The 18,289-nt window shown below is 66.5% G+C and carries 17 protein-coding genes; 5 read left to right on the top strand and 12 right to left on the bottom strand.

What is annotated here, in order from left to right:
* Nucleotides 1-84 precede the first annotated feature (84 nt).
* The gene (locus KHC23_RS05965) at nucleotides 85-1,101 is read right to left on the bottom strand and encodes a serine hydrolase domain-containing protein (protein ID WP_213370464.1); all 1,017 of its coding nucleotides are present in this window, start codon (nucleotides 1,099-1,101) and stop codon (nucleotides 85-87) included.
* A 127-nt stretch (nucleotides 1,102-1,228) separates the two neighbouring features.
* Nucleotides 1,229-1,723, bottom strand: coding sequence for a hypothetical protein (locus tag KHC23_RS05960; RefSeq protein ID WP_213370462.1), 495 nt, complete (start codon nucleotides 1,721-1,723; stop codon nucleotides 1,229-1,231).
* Nucleotides 1,724-2,077: 354 nt separating this feature from the next.
* Here KHC23_RS05960 and KHC23_RS05955 point away from each other — a divergent pair, with 354 nt between their 5' ends.
* A complete protein-coding gene (locus KHC23_RS05955; RefSeq protein WP_213370460.1) occupies nucleotides 2,078-2,749 on the top strand; it encodes a hypothetical protein in 672 nt (223 codons plus the stop codon).
* Between the two features lie 6 nt (nucleotides 2,750-2,755).
* Here the strand turns inward: KHC23_RS05955 and proB are convergent, their stop codons facing one another.
* From proB to rplU, 5 genes are all read right to left on the bottom strand, one after another.
* Entirely contained in the window at nucleotides 2,756-3,961 is a 1,206-nt protein-coding gene (gene proB, locus KHC23_RS05950; RefSeq protein WP_246544294.1) for a glutamate 5-kinase, read from the bottom strand.
* Nucleotides 3,962-4,160: 199 nt separating this feature from the next.
* A complete protein-coding gene (gene obgE / locus KHC23_RS05945; protein ID WP_213370458.1) occupies nucleotides 4,161-5,195 on the bottom strand; it encodes a GTPase ObgE in 1,035 nt (344 codons plus the stop codon).
* 69 nt (nucleotides 5,196-5,264) lie between these two features.
* Nucleotides 5,265-5,936 (bottom strand): GNAT family N-acetyltransferase, encoded by a 672-nt coding sequence (locus KHC23_RS05940; protein WP_213370456.1) that lies wholly within the window; start codon nucleotides 5,934-5,936, stop codon nucleotides 5,265-5,267.
* Between the two features lie 144 nt (nucleotides 5,937-6,080).
* A complete protein-coding gene (rpmA, locus tag KHC23_RS05935; protein ID WP_213370454.1) occupies nucleotides 6,081-6,350 on the bottom strand; it encodes a 50S ribosomal protein L27 in 270 nt (89 codons plus the stop codon).
* Nucleotides 6,351-6,380: 30 nt separating this feature from the next.
* Nucleotides 6,381-6,689, bottom strand: coding sequence for a 50S ribosomal protein L21 (gene rplU, locus KHC23_RS05930; protein ID WP_213370452.1), 309 nt, complete (start codon nucleotides 6,687-6,689; stop codon nucleotides 6,381-6,383).
* A 353-nt stretch (nucleotides 6,690-7,042) separates the two neighbouring features.
* Between rplU and KHC23_RS05925 the strand changes: the two genes are divergently transcribed.
* The 4 genes from KHC23_RS05925 to apnL are packed head-to-tail and all read left to right on the top strand — an operon-like array spanning nucleotide 7,043 to nucleotide 13,665.
* Nucleotides 7,043-8,110, top strand: a complete 1,068-nt coding sequence (locus KHC23_RS05925; protein ID WP_213370450.1) for an ABC transporter substrate-binding protein — start codon at nucleotides 7,043-7,045, stop codon at nucleotides 8,108-8,110.
* Nucleotides 8,111-8,129: 19 nt separating this feature from the next.
* Nucleotides 8,130-10,679: an ATP-binding cassette domain-containing protein gene (locus KHC23_RS05920; protein ID WP_213370448.1), complete on the top strand. Its 2,550-nt coding sequence runs from the start codon at nucleotides 8,130-8,132 to the stop codon at nucleotides 10,677-10,679.
* Nucleotides 10,676-11,695: an ABC transporter permease gene (locus tag KHC23_RS05915; RefSeq protein ID WP_213370446.1), complete on the top strand. Its 1,020-nt coding sequence runs from the start codon at nucleotides 10,676-10,678 to the stop codon at nucleotides 11,693-11,695. The genes KHC23_RS05920 and KHC23_RS05915 overlap by 4 nt, the downstream gene beginning before the upstream one ends.
* Before the next feature lie 5 nt (nucleotides 11,696-11,700).
* Complete coding sequence (apnL, locus tag KHC23_RS05910) at nucleotides 11,701-13,665, top strand: D-apionate lactonase (protein ID WP_213370444.1); 1,965 nt, start codon at nucleotides 11,701-11,703, stop codon at nucleotides 13,663-13,665.
* A gap of 14 nt (nucleotides 13,666-13,679) precedes the next feature.
* Here apnL and KHC23_RS05905 read toward each other — a convergent pair whose 3' ends face one another.
* The 5 genes from KHC23_RS05905 to KHC23_RS05885 all read right to left on the bottom strand — a co-directional run bounded on the left by KHC23_RS05905 (nucleotide 13,680) and on the right by KHC23_RS05885 (nucleotide 18,281).
* The gene (locus KHC23_RS05905) at nucleotides 13,680-14,390 is read right to left on the bottom strand and encodes a transcriptional regulator NanR (protein WP_213370442.1); all 711 of its coding nucleotides are present in this window, start codon (nucleotides 14,388-14,390) and stop codon (nucleotides 13,680-13,682) included.
* Between the two features lie 102 nt (nucleotides 14,391-14,492).
* Nucleotides 14,493-15,773 carry a TRAP transporter large permease gene (locus KHC23_RS05900; protein ID WP_213370440.1) on the bottom strand — a complete coding sequence of 427 codons (1,281 nt, stop codon included), beginning with the start codon at nucleotides 15,771-15,773 and terminating at the stop codon, nucleotides 14,493-14,495.
* Nucleotides 15,774-15,778: 5 nt separating this feature from the next.
* The gene (locus KHC23_RS05895) at nucleotides 15,779-16,264 is read right to left on the bottom strand and encodes a TRAP transporter small permease (RefSeq protein WP_213370438.1); all 486 of its coding nucleotides are present in this window, start codon (nucleotides 16,262-16,264) and stop codon (nucleotides 15,779-15,781) included.
* 108 nt (nucleotides 16,265-16,372) lie between these two features.
* The gene (locus KHC23_RS05890; RefSeq protein WP_213370436.1) at nucleotides 16,373-17,335 is read right to left on the bottom strand and encodes a TRAP transporter substrate-binding protein; all 963 of its coding nucleotides are present in this window, start codon (nucleotides 17,333-17,335) and stop codon (nucleotides 16,373-16,375) included.
* Between the two features lie 94 nt (nucleotides 17,336-17,429).
* Complete coding sequence (locus tag KHC23_RS05885; RefSeq protein WP_213370435.1) at nucleotides 17,430-18,281, bottom strand: phosphogluconate dehydrogenase C-terminal domain-containing protein; 852 nt, start codon at nucleotides 18,279-18,281, stop codon at nucleotides 17,430-17,432.
* Nucleotides 18,282-18,289: the final 8 nt, after the last annotated feature.

Genomic DNA, 18,289 nt, shown 5'->3' with positions numbered 1-18,289 from the left:
CGGGCGCGTTGTACCGACCCGACGCATAACCGCCACTGGCGCGCAATTCGGCAGGCCCGCGCGCGGGCATGCCTGTGAATCGGGCTACCGCAGCGCGGCGAGCATCTCGCCGGCCAGCGCGTGAAGGTCGTCGCGGTGGCCGGTGCGGCCGGAGGGAGCGTCGGTGGTGGAGGTCATGACCAGGCTCACGCCGCGCTCGGGCACCACATAGAGCATCTGCCCGCCATAGCCCCAGCCATAATGCGCCCGCGCGCCGTCGATCTCGCGGGTGAACCAGCCATAGCCATAGCCGTCGCCGGTGAAGCGCGAGGCGGTGCGCACCTGCCAGCACGCGGCGATCCAGTCCGGCGGGATCACCTGTTCCCCGGCCCGGTTGCGCCCCTCGTTGCGGCAGCACTCGGCGAAGGCGAGCAGGGAGGTCGGGCGCATCGCCATCTGGTTGCCGCCGAAATACACCCCCTGCCTGTCCTGCTCCCAGTCGGCGATTTCAAACCCCTCGATCGGCCCGAGCCAGTCCCGCGCGAGCGTCCGCGTCGAGCGCCCGCTCGCCCGCGTCAGGATAGCCGAGACGAGGTGCGAGGAGCCGGTGGAATACAGCATCTGCCCGCCCGGCTCATCGACAAAGGGCCGCGCCAGCGCGGCGCGCACCCAGTTCGGGCTCGCGATCCACGCGCCGTAATAGGCGCCGGAGGTGCGCTCCAGCCCCGCCTGCATGGAGAGCAGATGGCCGAGCGTGATCTCATAAAGGCGCGGGTCGGGGTCGGCGGGCAAATCCGCCTTGAGCAGCGGCGCGATCTTCTGCCCCGCCCCCTCCAGCACGCCCTTGTCGATGGCGATGCCGGCCAGAATGGCGAGGATGCTCTTGGAGGCCGATTTGATATTGGTCGGCCGGTCCACCCGTCCGCCGGCATAGCCCCGCGCGGCCAGCGTTTCGCCGTCCTTCATCACCAGCACAGTGCGCAGCGGCTCCAGCCCGCCGGCGCGGTCGAGCACCGCGTTCAGCGCGGGCGTGGAGGATTCGGGTGGGGACTCAGCCTGAGCGCGCGCGAGGCGCGGGGCGAGCAGAAGCAGCGGAGCGGCAAGCAGGGAACGACGGTGCATGCCTGACAAGATAGGGCGGGATAGGGGGAGGTGGGGTCACGAAAGGGGGAGGGACACCTGAGCGAACCGCACCCGATGGCATAGAGACCACTTCCCTACCTGGGTGAGGGGAGTGGTCTCAGCGCGCTTAACTGATCGGTATAGCCTTCAAGAAAGCCCCAAGTCGGTCAGCTTCACGATCAGTAAAATCAGACGGAAGACTGATTTTAACTTCAAAATCTGATCTTAGCTTAAATGTATGAATAACCGGTTCATCCGGATTAAATATAATACCTTCTGCCTCAAGAGTATCTTCTGGCTCCACCGCAACCTCTTCGAGACTAAAGCTTTCACCTTTTGCTGCTGAAGCAATACTCCGAATACTCAACGTCCAAGCCATTCGGCTTTCGTTTTCTCCCCTCCCCTTAATATATCTCCCACAACCAATTTCATCGAGCAACTTGAACACGCGACGAATTTCACGTTCGTCAAGGCCAGTTCTATAAGCGGCGATACGAACCGGCATTGCGCGCGAGTCTTTTCGGCGCTCATCAAACCAGGCGAATACGCGCCTAGCCGAATCGTCAGTGCTGTATAGCTCCCTCAGATCACGAGACATTGTACTATTAATATTTGAATTCATTTAAAATCTCCGGTTCTGGCTCACTTCAATGAGAGCATACTAAACCCAGTCTCATTCGAAGTCAACCGTTTTAAACCGTTTAAACTCATTTAAATCCGTTCAAACCGCGCAAAGCCCTGCTCAGACAGTGATCGGGAATTGCCATCGGTGAACCAGGCGCAGCGAGTAAGGGCGCACGACCCATCCAAAAAATGCGAGAACCAAATGCTCAAAAAATTGAACGCTATTATTCTCGCTTTTATCGTGCCAATTTTTATTTTCTCTTTTTTGATTCGTGTTGAAAATGGCAACTCCCGCTCCCCGCCCTCAACTTAGTAAAAGCGACAAACGACTATAATTCTTTTGTCGCGAATATTGAGCGAGATATCAAAAAGCTCTCGTAGCAAAAATGTATGTGAGGATATAACTGTATTCTCAGATGCAGAATTTTCTGAATTAAATCACCTTATCGAAGAATATATTCATTCAAAACAGTTTATTGAGGGATCTTTCTTTGTTGAGGAAATGTCTAATGGAGACAGCGAGGGTCGCGCTAAAAGAATATACCTAGACAGGCTTGGAAAATCACGAGTTATGTCTTCTATGAAGTGGGCAGACTTTGAAACGCGCCTCGGATCATCTGACTCAACAACATCATATAGAAGAACAGAAAGAATGGAGAACGATTATTTTAGAAATTTAGAATCAAGACTTTTGCGGTCTTGCGGCGTCAACGCCAATGTTACTGAACTTGTTATTTCTATGATTGATTTACAAAATAAGCAAATTGATGAATTGAGATCAAGACGCCGCCAACTTCGGAGGGGTTTTATTAAGGAGATCGTATTTAATCCAATACGCAGTCTTCGCGACAAATTCGAGAGTTCGACAAACAAGATTTCTCGATTGGAGATACCAACTCAGAAATTGGTTGGAGCCATTACGGTCGTTTCCGATACGAGCGTACTTTTTACAACGCGCGACTGGGGAGTCGCGGGGACTATCTCCACTATGGCCGGGGCAATGATTGCCGCAACGGCTCAATGACTATTCTCACCCACCGCCCAGCACCAGATCATCCCGGTGCACCATCGCGGCGCGGCCTTCAAACCCGGTAATCGTGACGATCTCGTCCGATGAGCGGCCCTTGAGGCGTTCGGCGTGGTCGTGGTCATAGGCCACCAGCCCGCGCCCGATCTCGGCACCATCCGGCCCGCGCAGGATCACCGCGTCGCCCCGGCTGAAATCGCCTTCCACCCGTTTCACCCCGGCCGGCAAGAGCGACGAGCCCCGGCGCAAAGCGGCCACCGCGCCGGCGTCGAGATGCAGCGTGCCGCGCGGCTCCAGCGCGCCGGCGATCCAGCGTTTGCGCGAGGCCACCGGGTTGGCGGGGGCGAGAAACCAGGTGCAGCGCGCCCCGGTCTCGATGGCGCGCAAGGGGTTCTTCACCTTGCCGGAGGCGATCACCAGGTGCGCGCCGGCCGTGGTGGCGATCTTGGCCGCCTCCACCTTGGTCTTCATGCCGCCGCGCGACAGCTCGGTGCCCGCGCCCCCGGCCATCGCCTCGATCTCGGCGGTGATGCGCGGCACCACGGGAATGAGCGCGGCATTGGGGTTCTCGTTCGGCGGGGCGGTGTAGAGCCCGTCAATGTCCGAGAGCAGGATGAGCAAATCGGCGCTGGTCATGCCGGCGACCCGGGCGGCGAGCCGGTCATTGTCGCCATAGCGAATTTCCGAGGTCGCCACCGTGTCGTTCTCGTTGATGACCGGGACGACCTTCAGCTCCAACAGCTTGGCGATGGTGGAGCGGGCGTTGAGATAGCGCCGCCGCTCCTCGGTGTCGCCCAGCGTGATCAGGATCTGCCCTGCCGCCACGCCCTCATGCGCCAGCGCCTCCGACCACGCCCGCGCCAGCGCGATCTGCCCGACGGCGGCGGCGGCCTGGCTCTCCTCCAGCTTCAGCGGGCGCTTGGGCAGCTTCAGCACATTGCGCCCCAGCGCGATGGCGCCGGAGGACACCACCAGCACCTCCTTGCCCTCGCGGTGGAGATGGGCGACATCCTCGGCCAGCGCCGCCAGCCAGGCATGGCGCAGCGCCCCGCGCGAAGAGTCCACCAGCAGCGCCGAGCCCACCTTCACCACGATGCGGCGGAAGGCGCCAAGCTGCGGCGCCGCCGGGGCGGGGGCGCTTGCGCAGCTTGAGGAAGCAGCAGCGTCTTCAGTCAGGGCGGCAGCGGTGTCCGCAGTCGGGTGATTCATCTCGGGCGCGCTTCGGATCAGCAGGGACGACGGCGCGCTACATACGCCGTTTCGGGCGCCCGCGCGCGGGAATTGTGGCCTTCACCTCTCCCGTGGCGGAGAGGTCGCCGCGCCGCGGCGGGCGAGGGGCAAGGGCCGCGCACGGCTGGCGCGACGCCCCCTCACCCCAACCCTCTCCCCCCGGGGGAGAGGGGGCTTTTCACGGCCGCCAGGGCTCGGCGACCTCGCGCTGTTCCTCCACCGCGCGGCCCTCGTCGATGACGCCGGCCAGCGCCCGCAGCGCCTCGCGCACGCCCTCGCCGGAGGCGGCGGAAAGCACCAGCGGCTTCTTCTTCGCCGCGCGCTTGAGGCGATCGAGCTGGGTCTTCAGCGTCTCCCTGTCGAGCGAATCGGCCTTGGAAAGCGCGACGATCTCGACCTTTTCGCCCAGCTCATGGCCATAGGCCTCCAGCTCGGCGCGCACCGTCTTGTAGGCCTTGCCGGCATGTTCGCTGGTGCCGTCGACCAGGTGCAGCAGCACGCGGCAGCGCTCGATATGGGCGAGGAAGCGGTCGCCGAGGCCGATGCCCTCATGCGCGCCCTCGATCAGGCCGGGAATGTCGGCGAGCACGAATTCGCGCTCGTCCACCCGCACCACGCCCAGCCCCGGGTGCAGCGTGGTGAAGGGGTAGTCGGCCACTTTCGGCTTGGCGGCGGTGGTGGCGGCGAGAAAGGTGGACTTGCCGGCATTGGGCAGGCCGACGAGGCCGGCATCGGCGATCAGCTTCAGCCGCAGCACGATCCACCGCTCCTCGCCCTCCTGGCCGGGATTGACCCGGCGCGGCGCCTGGTTGGTGGAGGTCTGGAAATGCGCGTTGCCGAAGCCGCCATTGCCGCCCTTGATGAAGCGGATGCGCTGGCCGACCTCGGTCAGATCGGCCAGAACGGTCTCACCGTCCTCATCGAGAACCTCGGTCCCCGCCGGAACTTTCAGCACCACGTCGTCGCCTTTGGCGCCGGCACGGTTGGAACCCATGCCGTAACCGCCTTTCTTGGCTTTGAAATGTTGCTGGAAGCGGTAGTCGATCAGCGTGTTCAGCCCCTCGACACACTCGATCCACACATCCCCGCCCCGCCCGCCATCGCCCCCATCGGGCCCACCAAACTCAATGAACTTCTCCCGCCGGAACGAGAGGCAGCCCGCTCCACCGTCGCCGGCGCGGACATAGATCTTGGCCTGGTCGAGAAACTTCATCGTGGCGGCTCAATGTTGTGGAGTCCCCGCGGCGGCGGGAACCCGGTCAGGATAGCAAAAAACGCCGGCTCAATGCCGGACGGCGTCGATCTCGTGCAGGCGCGGCGGCTTGGTGGCACCCCAGGCGCGCAGCGAGGTCCACAGCCGCTGCTCCAGCCGGAAGCGGTCCACCGGCACCGAAGCCCCCATAGCCCTCACCCGGGCGAGGCCGACGCCGGTCCACTGGAAGCCGCACTTCTCCAGCACGCCGCGCGAGGCCGGGTTGACGACGCGGGCCGAGGCGGCGAGCGCGGTGAGCTTGCGGTCGCCGAAGGCGTGGTCGATCAGCGCCCGCACCGCCTCGGTGGCGATGCCGTGGTCCCAATAGGGCTCGCCGAGCCAGTAGCCGATCTCCGGCGCGTCCTCGTCCCGGCGGTTGAAGCCGCACATGCCGACGGGGATCGCCGGGCCGAAACCGGACGCCTCACCGGCCCGCAAGGTCGATTCGCTCTTGAGAAAGATCGCGAACGTCGCCGCCTCGCGTCCGCCCGGCAGATTGGCGACGAAGGAGGCCGCATCCGCCATGCCATAGGGATGGGGAATGTTCGCCGTCATCTCCGCCACCTTGCGGTTGTCGGCGAGCTCGGCGATCCACGTCATGTCCTCGATCCGGGGCACGCGCAGGAGGAGGCGGCCGGTTTCGAGGACGGCGGTACTGCTCTCGACGAGGGGTGACCCGAGGGTCGCTTCGACTATGGTCATCTGAGGGCTCCTGGGACCGGAACGACGAAGGGGAGGCGGTTTCCTCGCCTCCCCTGTCGGGTACCCCGGGTGTCCTTCAGGGACGTTCGGGAAATCCTTCCGGTCGGGCGAGACCGGCGGGATTTCCAAGAACCCTCACCGGCTTTATTCGGCGGCCTCGGTGGCCGGAATGACGGATACGTACGTGCGGGAATTGGCTTTGGCTCGGAACTCGACTCGGCCTTCAATGAGCGCAAAGAGGGTATGGTCTTTGCCCATGCCGACATTGGTGCCGGGATGCCAGGTCGTGCCGCGCTGACGCACGATGATGTTGCCAGCGATCACCTTCTCGCTGCCGAACTTCTTGACGCCGAGACGACGGCCAGCCGAGTCGCGACCGTTGCGGGAGGAACCGCCTGCTTTCTTATGAGCCATGTTGCTCTCCTAATTTCCTAGCTGGCGGTCTCAGGCGCCGACGATCGAGGTCACGCGGACGACGGTGAAGTCCTGCCGGTGGCCAATCTTGCGACGCGAATTCTGACGGCGACGCTTCTTGAACGCAATGACTTTCGCGCCACGCGTATGCTTGACCACTTCAAGCGTCACGGAGGCACCATCCACCAGCGGAGCGCCGACCTTCGGGCTCTCGCCGCCGAGCATGAGCACCGGCAGCGTCAGGGAAGAACCGGCCTCGGCCTCGATCTTGCCGACGGTGACGAGTGCATCGGGGGCAACGCGATACTGCTTGCCACCCGTCTTGATGACCGCGAACATATTCTGTCCTTTCGTTCGAGCCCGGTCTCCGGCGTCGCCGCCTGGACCGGCTTCTTTCGGTCGGTTGAAATGAGCGCACGGGACGCAGGGTCCCACGACGCAGGCCGGCTCCTTACAAAGCAGGCCCCTTCCTGTCAAGGAAAACCCGCGTTGTCAGGGCTTCGCGGCCGCGCGCCGCATCCCGGCCGGCCGCTCCTGCTGGAGCCATTGCCGCGCGGGGACGGCCTGAACCCGCCCGACACCGACGCCCTTGCATAACTGGTATGATGAGATAATGTTTGTCTCATCATGCAGCCCCTCGACGGGTTTGCCGCAATGAGAGCCTCCAAAGGAGGCCATAGGGAGGAAGACCGATGCACCTGAAGACGTGTGTGCACCCGAAGACGCGTATCCACCTGAAGGCGCTTGCGCTTGCCTGCGCCACCGCCGCCCTCGCCGCCGCGGGTCCGGCCGCGGCCTCGCCGGACAAACCGGTCATTGCGCTGTCCAATGCCTATTTCGGCAATAGCTGGCGCCACCAGATGGTGGAGGCTTTCGAGGCCGCCGCGAAGAAGGCGAAGGACGAAGGCAGGATCGCCGACTACATCATCCTCAATGGCGATGGCACCGTCGCCCAGCAGAACAGCCAGATCGCCGAACTGATCCTCAAGAAGGTCGACGCCATCGCCATCGACGCCGCCTCCGAGACCGCCGTCAACGGCATCATCGAAAAGGCCTGCAAGGCCGGCATCAAGGTGGTTTCGTTCGATTCGGTCGCGTCCGCGCCCTGCAACTATCAGCTCAATTTCGATTTCAAGGGCTACAAGCGCGACCAGGCCGACTGGGTGCTGAACAAGATCGGCGGCAAGGGCAACGTCATCGTCGTGCGCGGCGTGAAGGGCTCGGCGCCGGACGCCGACATGTTCGCCGCGCAGGAAGCCGTGCTGAAGAACCACCCGGACGTCAAGGTCGTCGCCACCGTCTATGGTCAGGCCACCGCCTCGGTCGCGCAGTCGGCGGTCGCGAATGTTCTGCCGAGCCTGCCGCAGGTCGACGCCGTGCTGGCCCAGGGCGGCAGCGACGACACCGGCATCGCCCAGGCGTTCGACCAGTATGGCGGCGCCTACGCCAAGAAGATGCCGGTCATCGAAGGCGGCGGCAGCTCCAACTTCATCCAGTGGTGGGCCAAGCGGCACGAAGCCAACGGCTATTCCACGATTTCGATGAACACCACCCCGGGCATCGGCGGCGCCGCCTTCTGGCTCGCCTACAGCCTGGTGAAGGGCGCCACCCCGCCCAAGATGATGATCATGCCGGTCGCCACCGTGACGGATGAGAACCTCAAGGACTATGCGGATCTTCCCGCCGGCGTCATCGTCAGCCCGTCCTATTCGCAGGAATGGGTCGAGAAGAACCTGATCGCCGCCAAGACCGGCAACTGACCGAGAGCGGGCAGGCGCCATGACCGCGGTTTTCCGCACCGCGCAGGACGCTCCGGCTGTGGCCGGCGCGTCCGCGCACCGCCTCCTTGACGGGTCCATGACCGGGGACGCCACTGGGCAGATGACGCCGCCAGCCGCAACCGCCCCTCAGCAGGACAGTCCGCCGGTCGTCCGGCTGGCCGGGATCGGCAAGTCGTTCGGCCCGACCCGCGCCAACCATCAGGTCGACCTGGTCGTCGCACGCGGGCAAGTGCTCGGCCTTGTGGGCGGCAACGGCGCCGGCAAGTCGACGCTGATGCGCATCCTGTGCGGGGTGCACCGCGCCGACGAAGGCACTCTCGCCATTGACGGCGTCGATATCGACCCGGCTCTCTTTGATACCGCGCTGGCGCAGGCCGGCGGCGTGCGCATGGTCCACCAGGAACTGTCGCTGTGCGACAATCTCTCGGTGGCGGAAAACTTCTTTCTCGAATCGCCGGAGGCCGCCGGCACCCGCCCCTTCTGGAGGCGGGTCTACAGGGCGCAGGCCAAGGCCGCGCTCGACGCGGTGTTTCCCGACCACGGCATTTCCGTCGACGCACCGGTCGGCCATCTCCAGATCGGCCAGCGGCAGATGGTGGAAATCGCCCGCGCCGTCGTCGCGCCGCGCGTGCGGCTGATCATTCTCGACGAGCCGACCTCCTCGCTGGGGCCGGAACGCAGCCGGCAATTGCGCGCCTTCATCCGGACCCAGACCGCGCGCGGGATTTCCTTCATCTTCATCAGCCACAAGCTGCAGGAGGTGGTGGATATCGCCGACCATGTGCTCGTCATGCGCAATGGCCGCTCGGTGTGGCATGGCGCCTGCGCCGATGCGACCGTGGCCGACCTCGTTCAGGCCATGGGCGGCCCGACGGAAAGCGCCATGCGGGGCCGGCGTGCCGGCAGGGCGGCGGTCGCCGCCGGGGCACCCGCGATCGTCCGGCTGTCGGGCGCCCTGGTCGCGCCGCTGGGGCATGACCTGGTGCTGCGGGCGGGCGAGGTCGTCGGCCTCGCGGGGCTCGAAGGCTCGGGCCAGCGCGACCTGCTGCACCGCCTGCACGGGCGCGGCGACAACGATGTACGCCGCACGGGCACGGCAAGCTTCGTCTCCGGCGACCGGCAAAAGGAAGGCGTGTTCCCGCTGTGGAGCGTGCTGTCCAACATCGCGCTCGGGCGACTGGAGGGACGCCGACCTCTCGGCATTGTCTCCGACCGGGCCGAGCGCGCCGCCGCGCGCGCGGCGGCGGAACGGCTGAAGCTCGACCCGGACCGCTTCGATTCGCCGATTCTCGATCTCTCCGGCGGCAACCAGCAGAAGGCGCTGGTGGCGCGCGCGCTGGTCGGCAATGCCGGGACGGTCCTGTTCGACGATCCCACCCGCGGGGTCGATGTCGCCGCGAAGGAAGATTTCTACACCGTCATCGCCGAGGTGGCGCGCGCCGGCCGGCTGGTGGTCTGGCATTCGACCGAGGATGTCGAGTTCCTCGAATGCGACCGCGTGCTTGTGTTCAGCGAAGGCCGGATCGTGCGCGAGTTGGCCGGCGCCGAGATCACCGAGCCGGCCATTGTCGACGCCTCGTTCACCCGCCCCGGCATTGACGCCCGCCCCGCTGGCGCCGCCGCGTCCGGCCCGGCCGAGCGGCTGGTGGAACTGGCGCCCTTCGCCAGCCTCGCCTTCGTCTTCGCCATGATGGCGTGGGTGAACCCGCTAACCGTGTCCATGTTCGGGCTGGAACTGCTGCTCGGCCCCGCCATCGCGCTGGTTCTGGTGGCGCTGGCGCAGATGTTCGTGGTCGGCGGCAGCGAGATCGACCTTGGCGTCGGCGCCTTCGCCGGGCTGGTGAATGTGGTGAGCGCCACGCTGCTGGTCGATTCGCCACTGCTCGGCGTCGCCACCCTCGCCTTCGGCGTGCTCGCCTACGGCCTGATCGGCGCCACCATCCAGCTCCGGCGCATCCCGGCCATCGTGGTGACGCTCGGCGCCGCCTTCATCTGGATCGGCATCGGCTACACGTTGCAGCCCACCCCGGGGGGATCGAGCCCGCCCTGGCTGACGGCGGCCTTCAGCTGGTATCTCGGCGAGGTGCCGGCGACGCTGGTGCTCATCGCCGTGGCGGGTCTCGCGGCGCTTGCCATCGACCGCTCGCCGCTCGGCGTGGTGCTGCGCGGATTCGGCAACAACGCGCCGGCGATGACGCTCGGCGGCTGGTCGCCGCTGCGCTACGCTGTGATCCGCTACATGATCGCCGGCCTGTTCGCGGTGGCGGCGGGGCTGTCGCTCACCGCGATCAATACCGCCAGTGACATCAATGCCGGCGCCCCCTTCACCCTCATCAGCGTCGCCTCGGTGGTGATGGGCGGCTGCGCGCTGCTGGGCGGGCTGATCTCGCCGCTCGGCGTAGTGGCGGGGGCCCTGACCCTCGCGCTGGTCGGCGCGCTGCTGGGCGCGCTGGGGGTGAGTTCGGACTATAATGCCGCCGTGCAGGGTTGCCTGTTGCTGGCCATGCTGATGCTGCGCGCGCTCGCCGATCGCCGGAGGCCGTCATGACGGGCAAGGCCCTCTCGTTGAATCCGACCGCCTGGCTGGAGCGCAACCGCTGGGTCTGGGCCGCGCTCGGCGTCCTTGTCCTGTGGGCCATTCTCTCCGTGACCACCGGCCGCTTCACCCTGCACTCGCTCTCGGGCGTCGCCGTCTCGGCGAGCTTCCTCGTCATCGTGGCGCTCGGACAGACGCTGGTGGTGACGACGGGACGCGGCAATATCGACCTGTCGATCGCCAGCGTGATGACGCTCAGCGCCTATGCCAGCATCGTGGTCACGGCGGGTGCCGATGCGGGCCTGCCGCTCGCTTTGCTGACGGTGCTCGGCATCGGGCTCGTCACCGGCCTCGTCAATGCGCTGCTGGTGATCGTCTTCCGCATCCCGGCGATCATCGCCACATTGGCGACCGGGTATATCCTCGCCACCGGCACGCTCGTCGCCAATCGCTGGGCCGCCGGCTTCGGGGTGAGCCCGCTGCTGAAGACGCTCGCCGCCGGCCGGGTGGAAGGCGTGCCGGTGATGCTGGTCATCGCGCTGCTGGCGGTGCTGGCGGTCGGGTTTCTGCTGCAACGCACGGTCTATGGCCGCCGATTGTCGGCGGTGGGACAGAACGAGCGGGCGGCGGCGCTGGCCGGCGTGAACACCGGCCGCATCGTCGCCTGCGCCTTCCTCGCTTCGTCGACGCTGGCGGCGCTCGCCGGCATGCTGCTCGGCGCCTATGTCGGCGGCGCCTTCCTGGAGATGGGCCAGCCCTATCTGCTGCAGTCGCTCGGGGCCGTGGTGCTGGGCGGTTCGCTGATCTTCGGCGGCTCGTCGACCGCCCTCGGCACGCTGTTCGGCAGCCTGCTGCTGGTGCTCATCGTCACCACCATGCAGATTGCCGGCCTTCCGCCCGGCACGCAGGACATCGTGCAGGGTTTCGTGGTAATCGGCGTGCTGGCGCTGGCCGGCGGGCGCGCCAGAGGCCGGCGCGGGGCCGCACGCGCACCCATTCCGGCGGCCGGCAAGGTGGCGCAAGGGTGAGGCAGATGCCCCCACACACAGCCGAGCCGACCACGAGGGAATGCAAGGCGGCACGGCGCCTGCTGTATTTCGGCACCGAGGAAGTGGTCGCCGCGCCCCGCTTGCTCCGGGCGGGCGCGCTCAGCGCCGAGCTGGTCGACGGCAATCTGCGGGCGATCCGCTACGCCGGGCGCGAAGTGCTGCGTGCCATCTCCTATGTGGTGCGCGACAAGGACTGGGGCACCTACGCGCCCGCGCTCCACGCCGTCGAAGCAAGCGAAACGGCGGAAGGCTTTTCGGTCGCCTATACGGCCGGATGCATCGGCCGGGACGGCAAACGTCTGGACTTCCGCGCCCGCATCGAGGGCACCCCGGAGGGGCTTTCCTTCGCCGTCGAGGCCCTGCCGCCGGACGACTTCCTTACCAATCGCTGCGGCTTCACCATCCTGCACCCTATCGTCGGCCTCGCCGGAACCCCGGTGGAGGTGGAACATGTCGACGGCTCCGTGGAGCACGCCGCGCTGCCGGACCTCATCGCGCCCTGGCAGCCCTTCAAGGACATGCGCGCCATTACCCACGAGGTGGCGCCGGGCGTGCGCGCGACCTGCCGGATGGAAGGCGACGCCTTCGAGATGGAAGACCAGCGCAACTGGTCCGACGCTTCCTACAAGACCTATGTGCGCCCGCTGGCCCTGCCCTGGCCCTATGTGCTGCCGGCGAACGTGCCGATGCGGCAGTCCGTGACGCTGGCGATCCACGCCGACCAAGCGCTGCAGGCCCCCCACCCAGCCATTGGCGCGCCGGTCGCCCACTCCCCGCTGCGCATCGAGACCGGCGGCGTGATCGGCCGCACCCCCGCCTTCGGGCTCGTCATCACCCCGGAAGAGACCGCCGCGACACTGGCGGCCGCCCCGATACTGGCGGAGATCGGCCCGCAGACGCTGCTGTTCCATTTCGACCCGACCGCCGGCCACGGCGCCGAGGCGATGGCCGGATTCGCCCAGCTGGCGGCACTGCAGCCGGCCGAGACGGTGCTGGAATGCGTCCTGCCCTGCCAGAGGCCGATCGAAGCTGAGCTTGCGGAGGTGGCGCGGCTGGTGGCGCAGGCCGGATTGCGGCTCGACGCCGTCGCCGTCAGCCCCGCCGTCGACCGGCAGTCGACCCCTCCCGGCAGCGCCTGGCCGGACTGCCCGCCGCTGGAGGCGGTCTATGCCGCCGCCCGCGCGGCCTTTCCGTCATGCCGCATCGGCGGTGGCATGTTCAGCTATTTCACCGAGCTGAACCGCAAGCGCCCGCCCCATGCGGCGCTGGATTTCGTCACCCACTGCACCTGCCCGATCGTCCACGACGCCGATGATCGCAGCGTGATGCAGTCGCTGGAGGCTCTGCCCTTCATCCTGCGCTCCGCCCGGGCGATCATCGGCGCGGCCAAGCCCTACCGCATCGGCCCGTCGACGCTCGGCATGCGCCAGAACCCCTATGGCGCGCGCACCCTGCCGAACCCGGAACGGCGGCGCATGACCATGACGCCGGACGACCCGCGCCAGCGCGGCCTGTTCGCCGCTGCCTTTATGATCGGCTATGCCGCGCGGCTGGTGGCGGCGGGCGTGGAGAGCTTCATCGGCGCGGCACTCACCGGCCCGTTCGGCCTGGTGGAAATGTCGGCCACCGACCCCCGCCAGCGCTCCCCCGCCTTCCACGCGGCCTCCCTGCTGGCCGAACTGGCGGGCGCGCCCACCCTTGGCTGCGTGGTCGAAGGCGAGGACCGTGTTCTGGCGCTGGCCGTCGAGCGCTATGAATCGCGCACCCTGCTACTGGCCAATCTCACCGCCGACGACCAGCGCGTCGCCCTGCCCTGGGGCGAGCGCGCGGCCCTGCTCGACGAAGACAGTGCCGGAGATCTCGCCGCCACCGGGCGCCGTCCCGCCTTCCGGCGGGTGGACAGCGTGCTGGTGCTCAAGCCCTATGCGGTGGCGCGGGTGGAAGGCTGACGGGCGAGGCTGCCTCACTCGCCGTGGATGTAGAGCGCGCGCGAGCGGTCGAGATGACGGATCATCGCCTGTTCCGCGAGTTCCGGCTCGTGGCCGGCGATGTGCCCGAGAATCTCGTCATGCTCGGTCAGCGTCACGTTCTGCCGCCCCGTCCAACTCAGCATCTCGGTGTGATACTGGCGCAGCCAGCCGAGCATCGCCTCGCTCACCGCCTCGAAGATCGGGTTGCCGGAAATCGCCGCGATCTGGGCATGGAAGCGCATGTCGGCGGAGATGAAGGCATCCGCGTTCTCGATCGCCAGCGCCTGCGCGTCCAGCGTCGCGCGCAGCCGGGCGACCTCCTCCGCGGTGGCCCGCTCCGCCGCCGCGCGCACCATGCCGAGTTCGAAGAAGCGGCGCGCTTCCTTCAGATGTTCGAGACTGTCGGGCGAAGCCGACAGCAGGATGTTGGCGGTGAGATCCATCTGCTGGAAGATGCTGCGCGCCGTCAGTTGCTGGACCCGGGCGCGCTCGCCATGGGTGATGGCGATCAGGCCCATATTGGCCAGCGCCTGCATCGCCTCGCGGATCGCCGGGCGGCCGACACCGAACCGCTCCATCAGGTCGCGCTCGGAAGGCATGGCGTCGCCGGGCTTCAATTCCCCGCCGGTGATCATGGTGCGCAGACGGTCGAACACCTCATGCGAAAGCTTCCGCCGGATGATGGTGTCTGTCGCCGTGGCCATGCGTGCGCTCCCCGCCTTTTTCACCATCGCGGCGCACCGCGATGGGATATTCAGTATACCAGTGCGCGTACTGGGCGAACAGGGTTCGGGAACCGGTTCTCCTCAATGCATGGCCTTGGCACTGTAGGGCAACCAGGTGGCGATACCCGGCACCGCGATGATGAGCAGCACCACCGTTATCAGCGCCAGGATGAACGGCACCGCCGCCTTGCTGCCCTCCAGCAGATTGGTCTTGGCGATACCGCAGGTGACGAACAGGCAGGCGCCGACCGGCGGGGTCACCAGGCCGATGGCAAGGCCGATGACGGTGACGACGCCGAACTGCACCGGGTCGATGCCGACCTGCTTCACCAGCGGCCAGAGCACCGGCACCAGGATGATGATGTTGGCGGCAAGGTCCAGCAGCATGCCGGCGACGAGATAGACGCAGAGGATGAGCACCAGCACCAGATAGGGGTTGCTGGTCATTTCGAGAATGAGCTGGGCCGCCGCCTGGGGTATCTGCTCGCGGGTGACGATCAGCCCGTAGACCGAGGCGGCGGCGATCATCAGCATGACGATGCCGGTCGTGACCGCGCTGTCGAGCACGATGCGCGGCACGTCGCCCCAGGCGATGGTGCGATAGACATAGCGCCCGACGAGGAGGCCATAGACGACGGCCACCACGGAGGCTTCCGTCGGCGTGGCGATGCCGTAGCGGATCGAGCCGATGATCACCACCGGCATCAGCAGGCCCCAGAAGCTCGCCCGCGTCGCCCGCGCCACCGAACCAAGCGTCGGGCGCGGCCCGCGTTGGTAGCCGCGCCGCACGGCAATGAACCAGGCGGTGAACATCAGCGCCATCGTCATCAATATGCCGGGAATGACGCCGGCAATGAACAGGTCGCCCACCGAGACCCCGGTGACGACGGCGAAGACGATCATCGGGATGGAGGGCGGGATGACGACGGAGATGGTCGAGGCGCTGGCCGTCACGGCGGCGGTGAACGGGCCGTCATAGCCCTTCTGCAGCATGGGCGGGATGAGCGCGCCGCCGGTGGAGGAGGCCTCCGCCACCGCCGAGCCGGTCATGCCGCCCATCAGCATGCCGGCGCCGATATTGGCGTGGGCCAGCCCGCCGCGCATCCAGCCGACGAGCGCATCGGCAAAGTCGATGATGTCGCGGGCAATGCCGCTGCGCGCCATCAGATGGCCCGGCAGCAGGAAGAACGGCACCGCCAGCAGCACGAAGCTGTCCATGGCGGCGGTCATCTTCTGCACCACCAGCGCCAGCGGAAGGCCGCCGGAGAACAGGGCGAGCGCCGAGGCGACCGCCAGCGCGAAGGACACTGGCATGTTCAGGACGAGCAGCACGGCGAAGGCGATGAAAAGCACGGTGGCCATCGGGCTCACTCCTGCGGAAGAGCGGGATGGCGGCGCTCGCCGCTGATCCAGCCGACGACGATGTCGCCGATGATGAGGGCGCACATGGCGCTGTAACCGGCATAGACGAGGCTCATCGGCACTTCGAGCACGGCCGAGGGCTGGGTGCTGGTCATCTGCAGAAAGCCGAGGCTGGCGTAGAAGGTCCAGCCGCAAAAGACGAGCACGACCACCTCGACGAACCGCAGGCAGGCGCGCTCGAGGCCCGGAAGGCGCAGATAGGTCACGGCGTCGAGCGCGATATGGGCGCGCTGGGTCCCGGCGAGCCAGGCCGAGAGGTAGCCCACCCAGACGAACAGGTAGCGCGCCAGTTCCTCCGACCAGGTCAGCGGGTCGTTGAAGACGTAACGCCAGATCACCTGCGCCAGGCAGGAGATCGTCATGGCCGTCACCAGCAGGATGAGAACAGCCTTGGCCGCCCATTCCACGCCGGTCCATAATCTGCGAAGCATGTCACGCTCCATGAGGGGGCGGTGTTCGACGTCTCTGCGTTCCGAACCTTCGCGCCGGACCCGACGCCGCGCCGCCACCTCGGCGGGTCGCGGCGCGGTCCGCGCAGGTCAGTTGGCGGCGGCCTTGATCTTGGCGACCACGGCCGGATCGATGTTCTTGAAGGCGGCGGCGGTACCGGCGGTCGCCTCCTGGAACGGCACGATGTCGACGTCCTCGATGATCATGCCCTTGTCGGCCAGCAGCTTGAGCTGCTCGGTCTCGAGCCTGGCGGAGGTCTCGCGCTGATAGGCGGTCGCCTCGATCATCGCCTCGGTGAGGATCTTCTGCTGGTCGGGGGTCAGCCGGTCCCACGCGATCTTGCTGAACAGGGCGACATGCGGCCCGTAGACGTGGCGGGTGAGCGTCAGGTACTTCTGCACCTCCCACAGGGAGTTGCTGTAGATGATGGTGACGGGGTTCTCCTGCGCGTCGATGACGCCCTGGCTCAGGCTGGTGAACACCTCGCCCCACACCATCGGAATCGGCGCCGCGCCCAGTTCCTTGAAGGCCGCGATGTGCACCGGGTTCTGCATGGTGCGCAGCTTCATGCCCTTCAGGTCCGCCGGCGACTTGACCACCTTCTTGCTGGTGAGGCTGCGCCAGCCATTCTCCCACCAGGCGAGGCCGACGATGCCGCGGGTCTCGAACTTGGCCAGCAGGCCCTGCCCGATCTCGCTGTCGAACACCTTGTAGGCGTGCTGCGAGTTCTTGAACAGGAAGGGAAGGTCGACGACGCCGAGTTCCGGCACGAAGGCGACCAGCGGGCCGGTGGAGACCACCGCCATGTCGACCGTGCCGAGCTGGAGCCCCTCGACCATCTCGCGTTCCTCGCCGAGCTGGCGGTCGGGATAGATCTCGATCTTCATCTCGCCATGGCTCTTGGCGTCGACGATCTCGGCCAGCTTGACCAGCGCGAGATGGGTGGGGTGGGTGGTGTGCGTGCCGTGGCCGGCCTTGATCACGGTCGTCGCGGCCGCTGGCGCCGCGAAACCGAGCAGGGCCGCCGCCGTGAGGGCGATGATCCGGTTCATGGGGTTTCCTCTCGTCTCGTTATGTTCGCGTTACCACGTACCTTCGAGGGCGCGTGGCGGAGCGGGAGGCGGAGCGCGCCGCCTCCCGAGGAGGTCACGCCGCCTTGGGCGGGTTGCAGATTTCCTCCACCGAGCGCTGCACCGCCTCGGGGGCGAAGATCCGGTCGAGCCAGCCTTCCCGGAAGATCTGCGGGCGGGCCTGGTCGATGGCGTAGAGCGCGCCGTCGGAGAACTTGCCTTCCGGGAAGATGTTGAAGGCGATGGCGAGCTCGATGGTCAGGTGGCCGAGCAGGAAGTCCGTCGCCGCCTGGCGCGGCACGCCGCGGCGCACCGCTTCGTCGGTAGCCTCGCGCAGGGCGAGGCAGAGCGTGGCGCCGATGGTCTCGGCCAGCGCCGGCTCCATGATGGCGATCTGCTCCACCGTGCAGCGATGGGCCCGCATCACCGGCTTGTAGATGGTGCGGGCGATCTGCTCGCAGGCGGCATAATGCTCGTCCGGGCCCTGCATCAGCGCGCAGACGATGTGCTGCTTGGCGTGGACGCCGCCGAAGAAATCGTTCTTCGCTTCCTCCGTCACCTCGTCATTGAAGATCGGGGGATGGCAGGGATGGGTGACGAAATAGGTGACGTCATCGCGCTTGGGCAGTTCGCCGGCATGGGGGGCGGCGGCGTCGAGCATGATGATCGCCGTGCCCGGCTTCACCTTCTCGATGAAGGTGTGGGCGATCTTGCCGATCAGCCGGTCCGGCACCGCCATCAGCACCGCGTCGGCATCGGCCAGCGCGTTGTCGCCGTCGACGCAGTCGAAACCGGTCGCCTGCTTCAGCCGGGCGCGGCCTTCCTCGGACGGCTCGACATGCATCACTTCATAGGCGGAGCCCTGCAGGTTGGTGGAGAGGCGAACCCCCATCTTGCCGCCGGCTCCCAGCAACGCGATCTTCTTCATGACTGGCA

This window comes from Ancylobacter dichloromethanicus (genome assembly GCF_018390645.1).
Lineage (GTDB): Bacteria > Pseudomonadota > Alphaproteobacteria > Rhizobiales > Xanthobacteraceae > Ancylobacter > Ancylobacter dichloromethanicus.
This window is presented reverse-complemented; position numbering and strand designations above follow the sequence as displayed.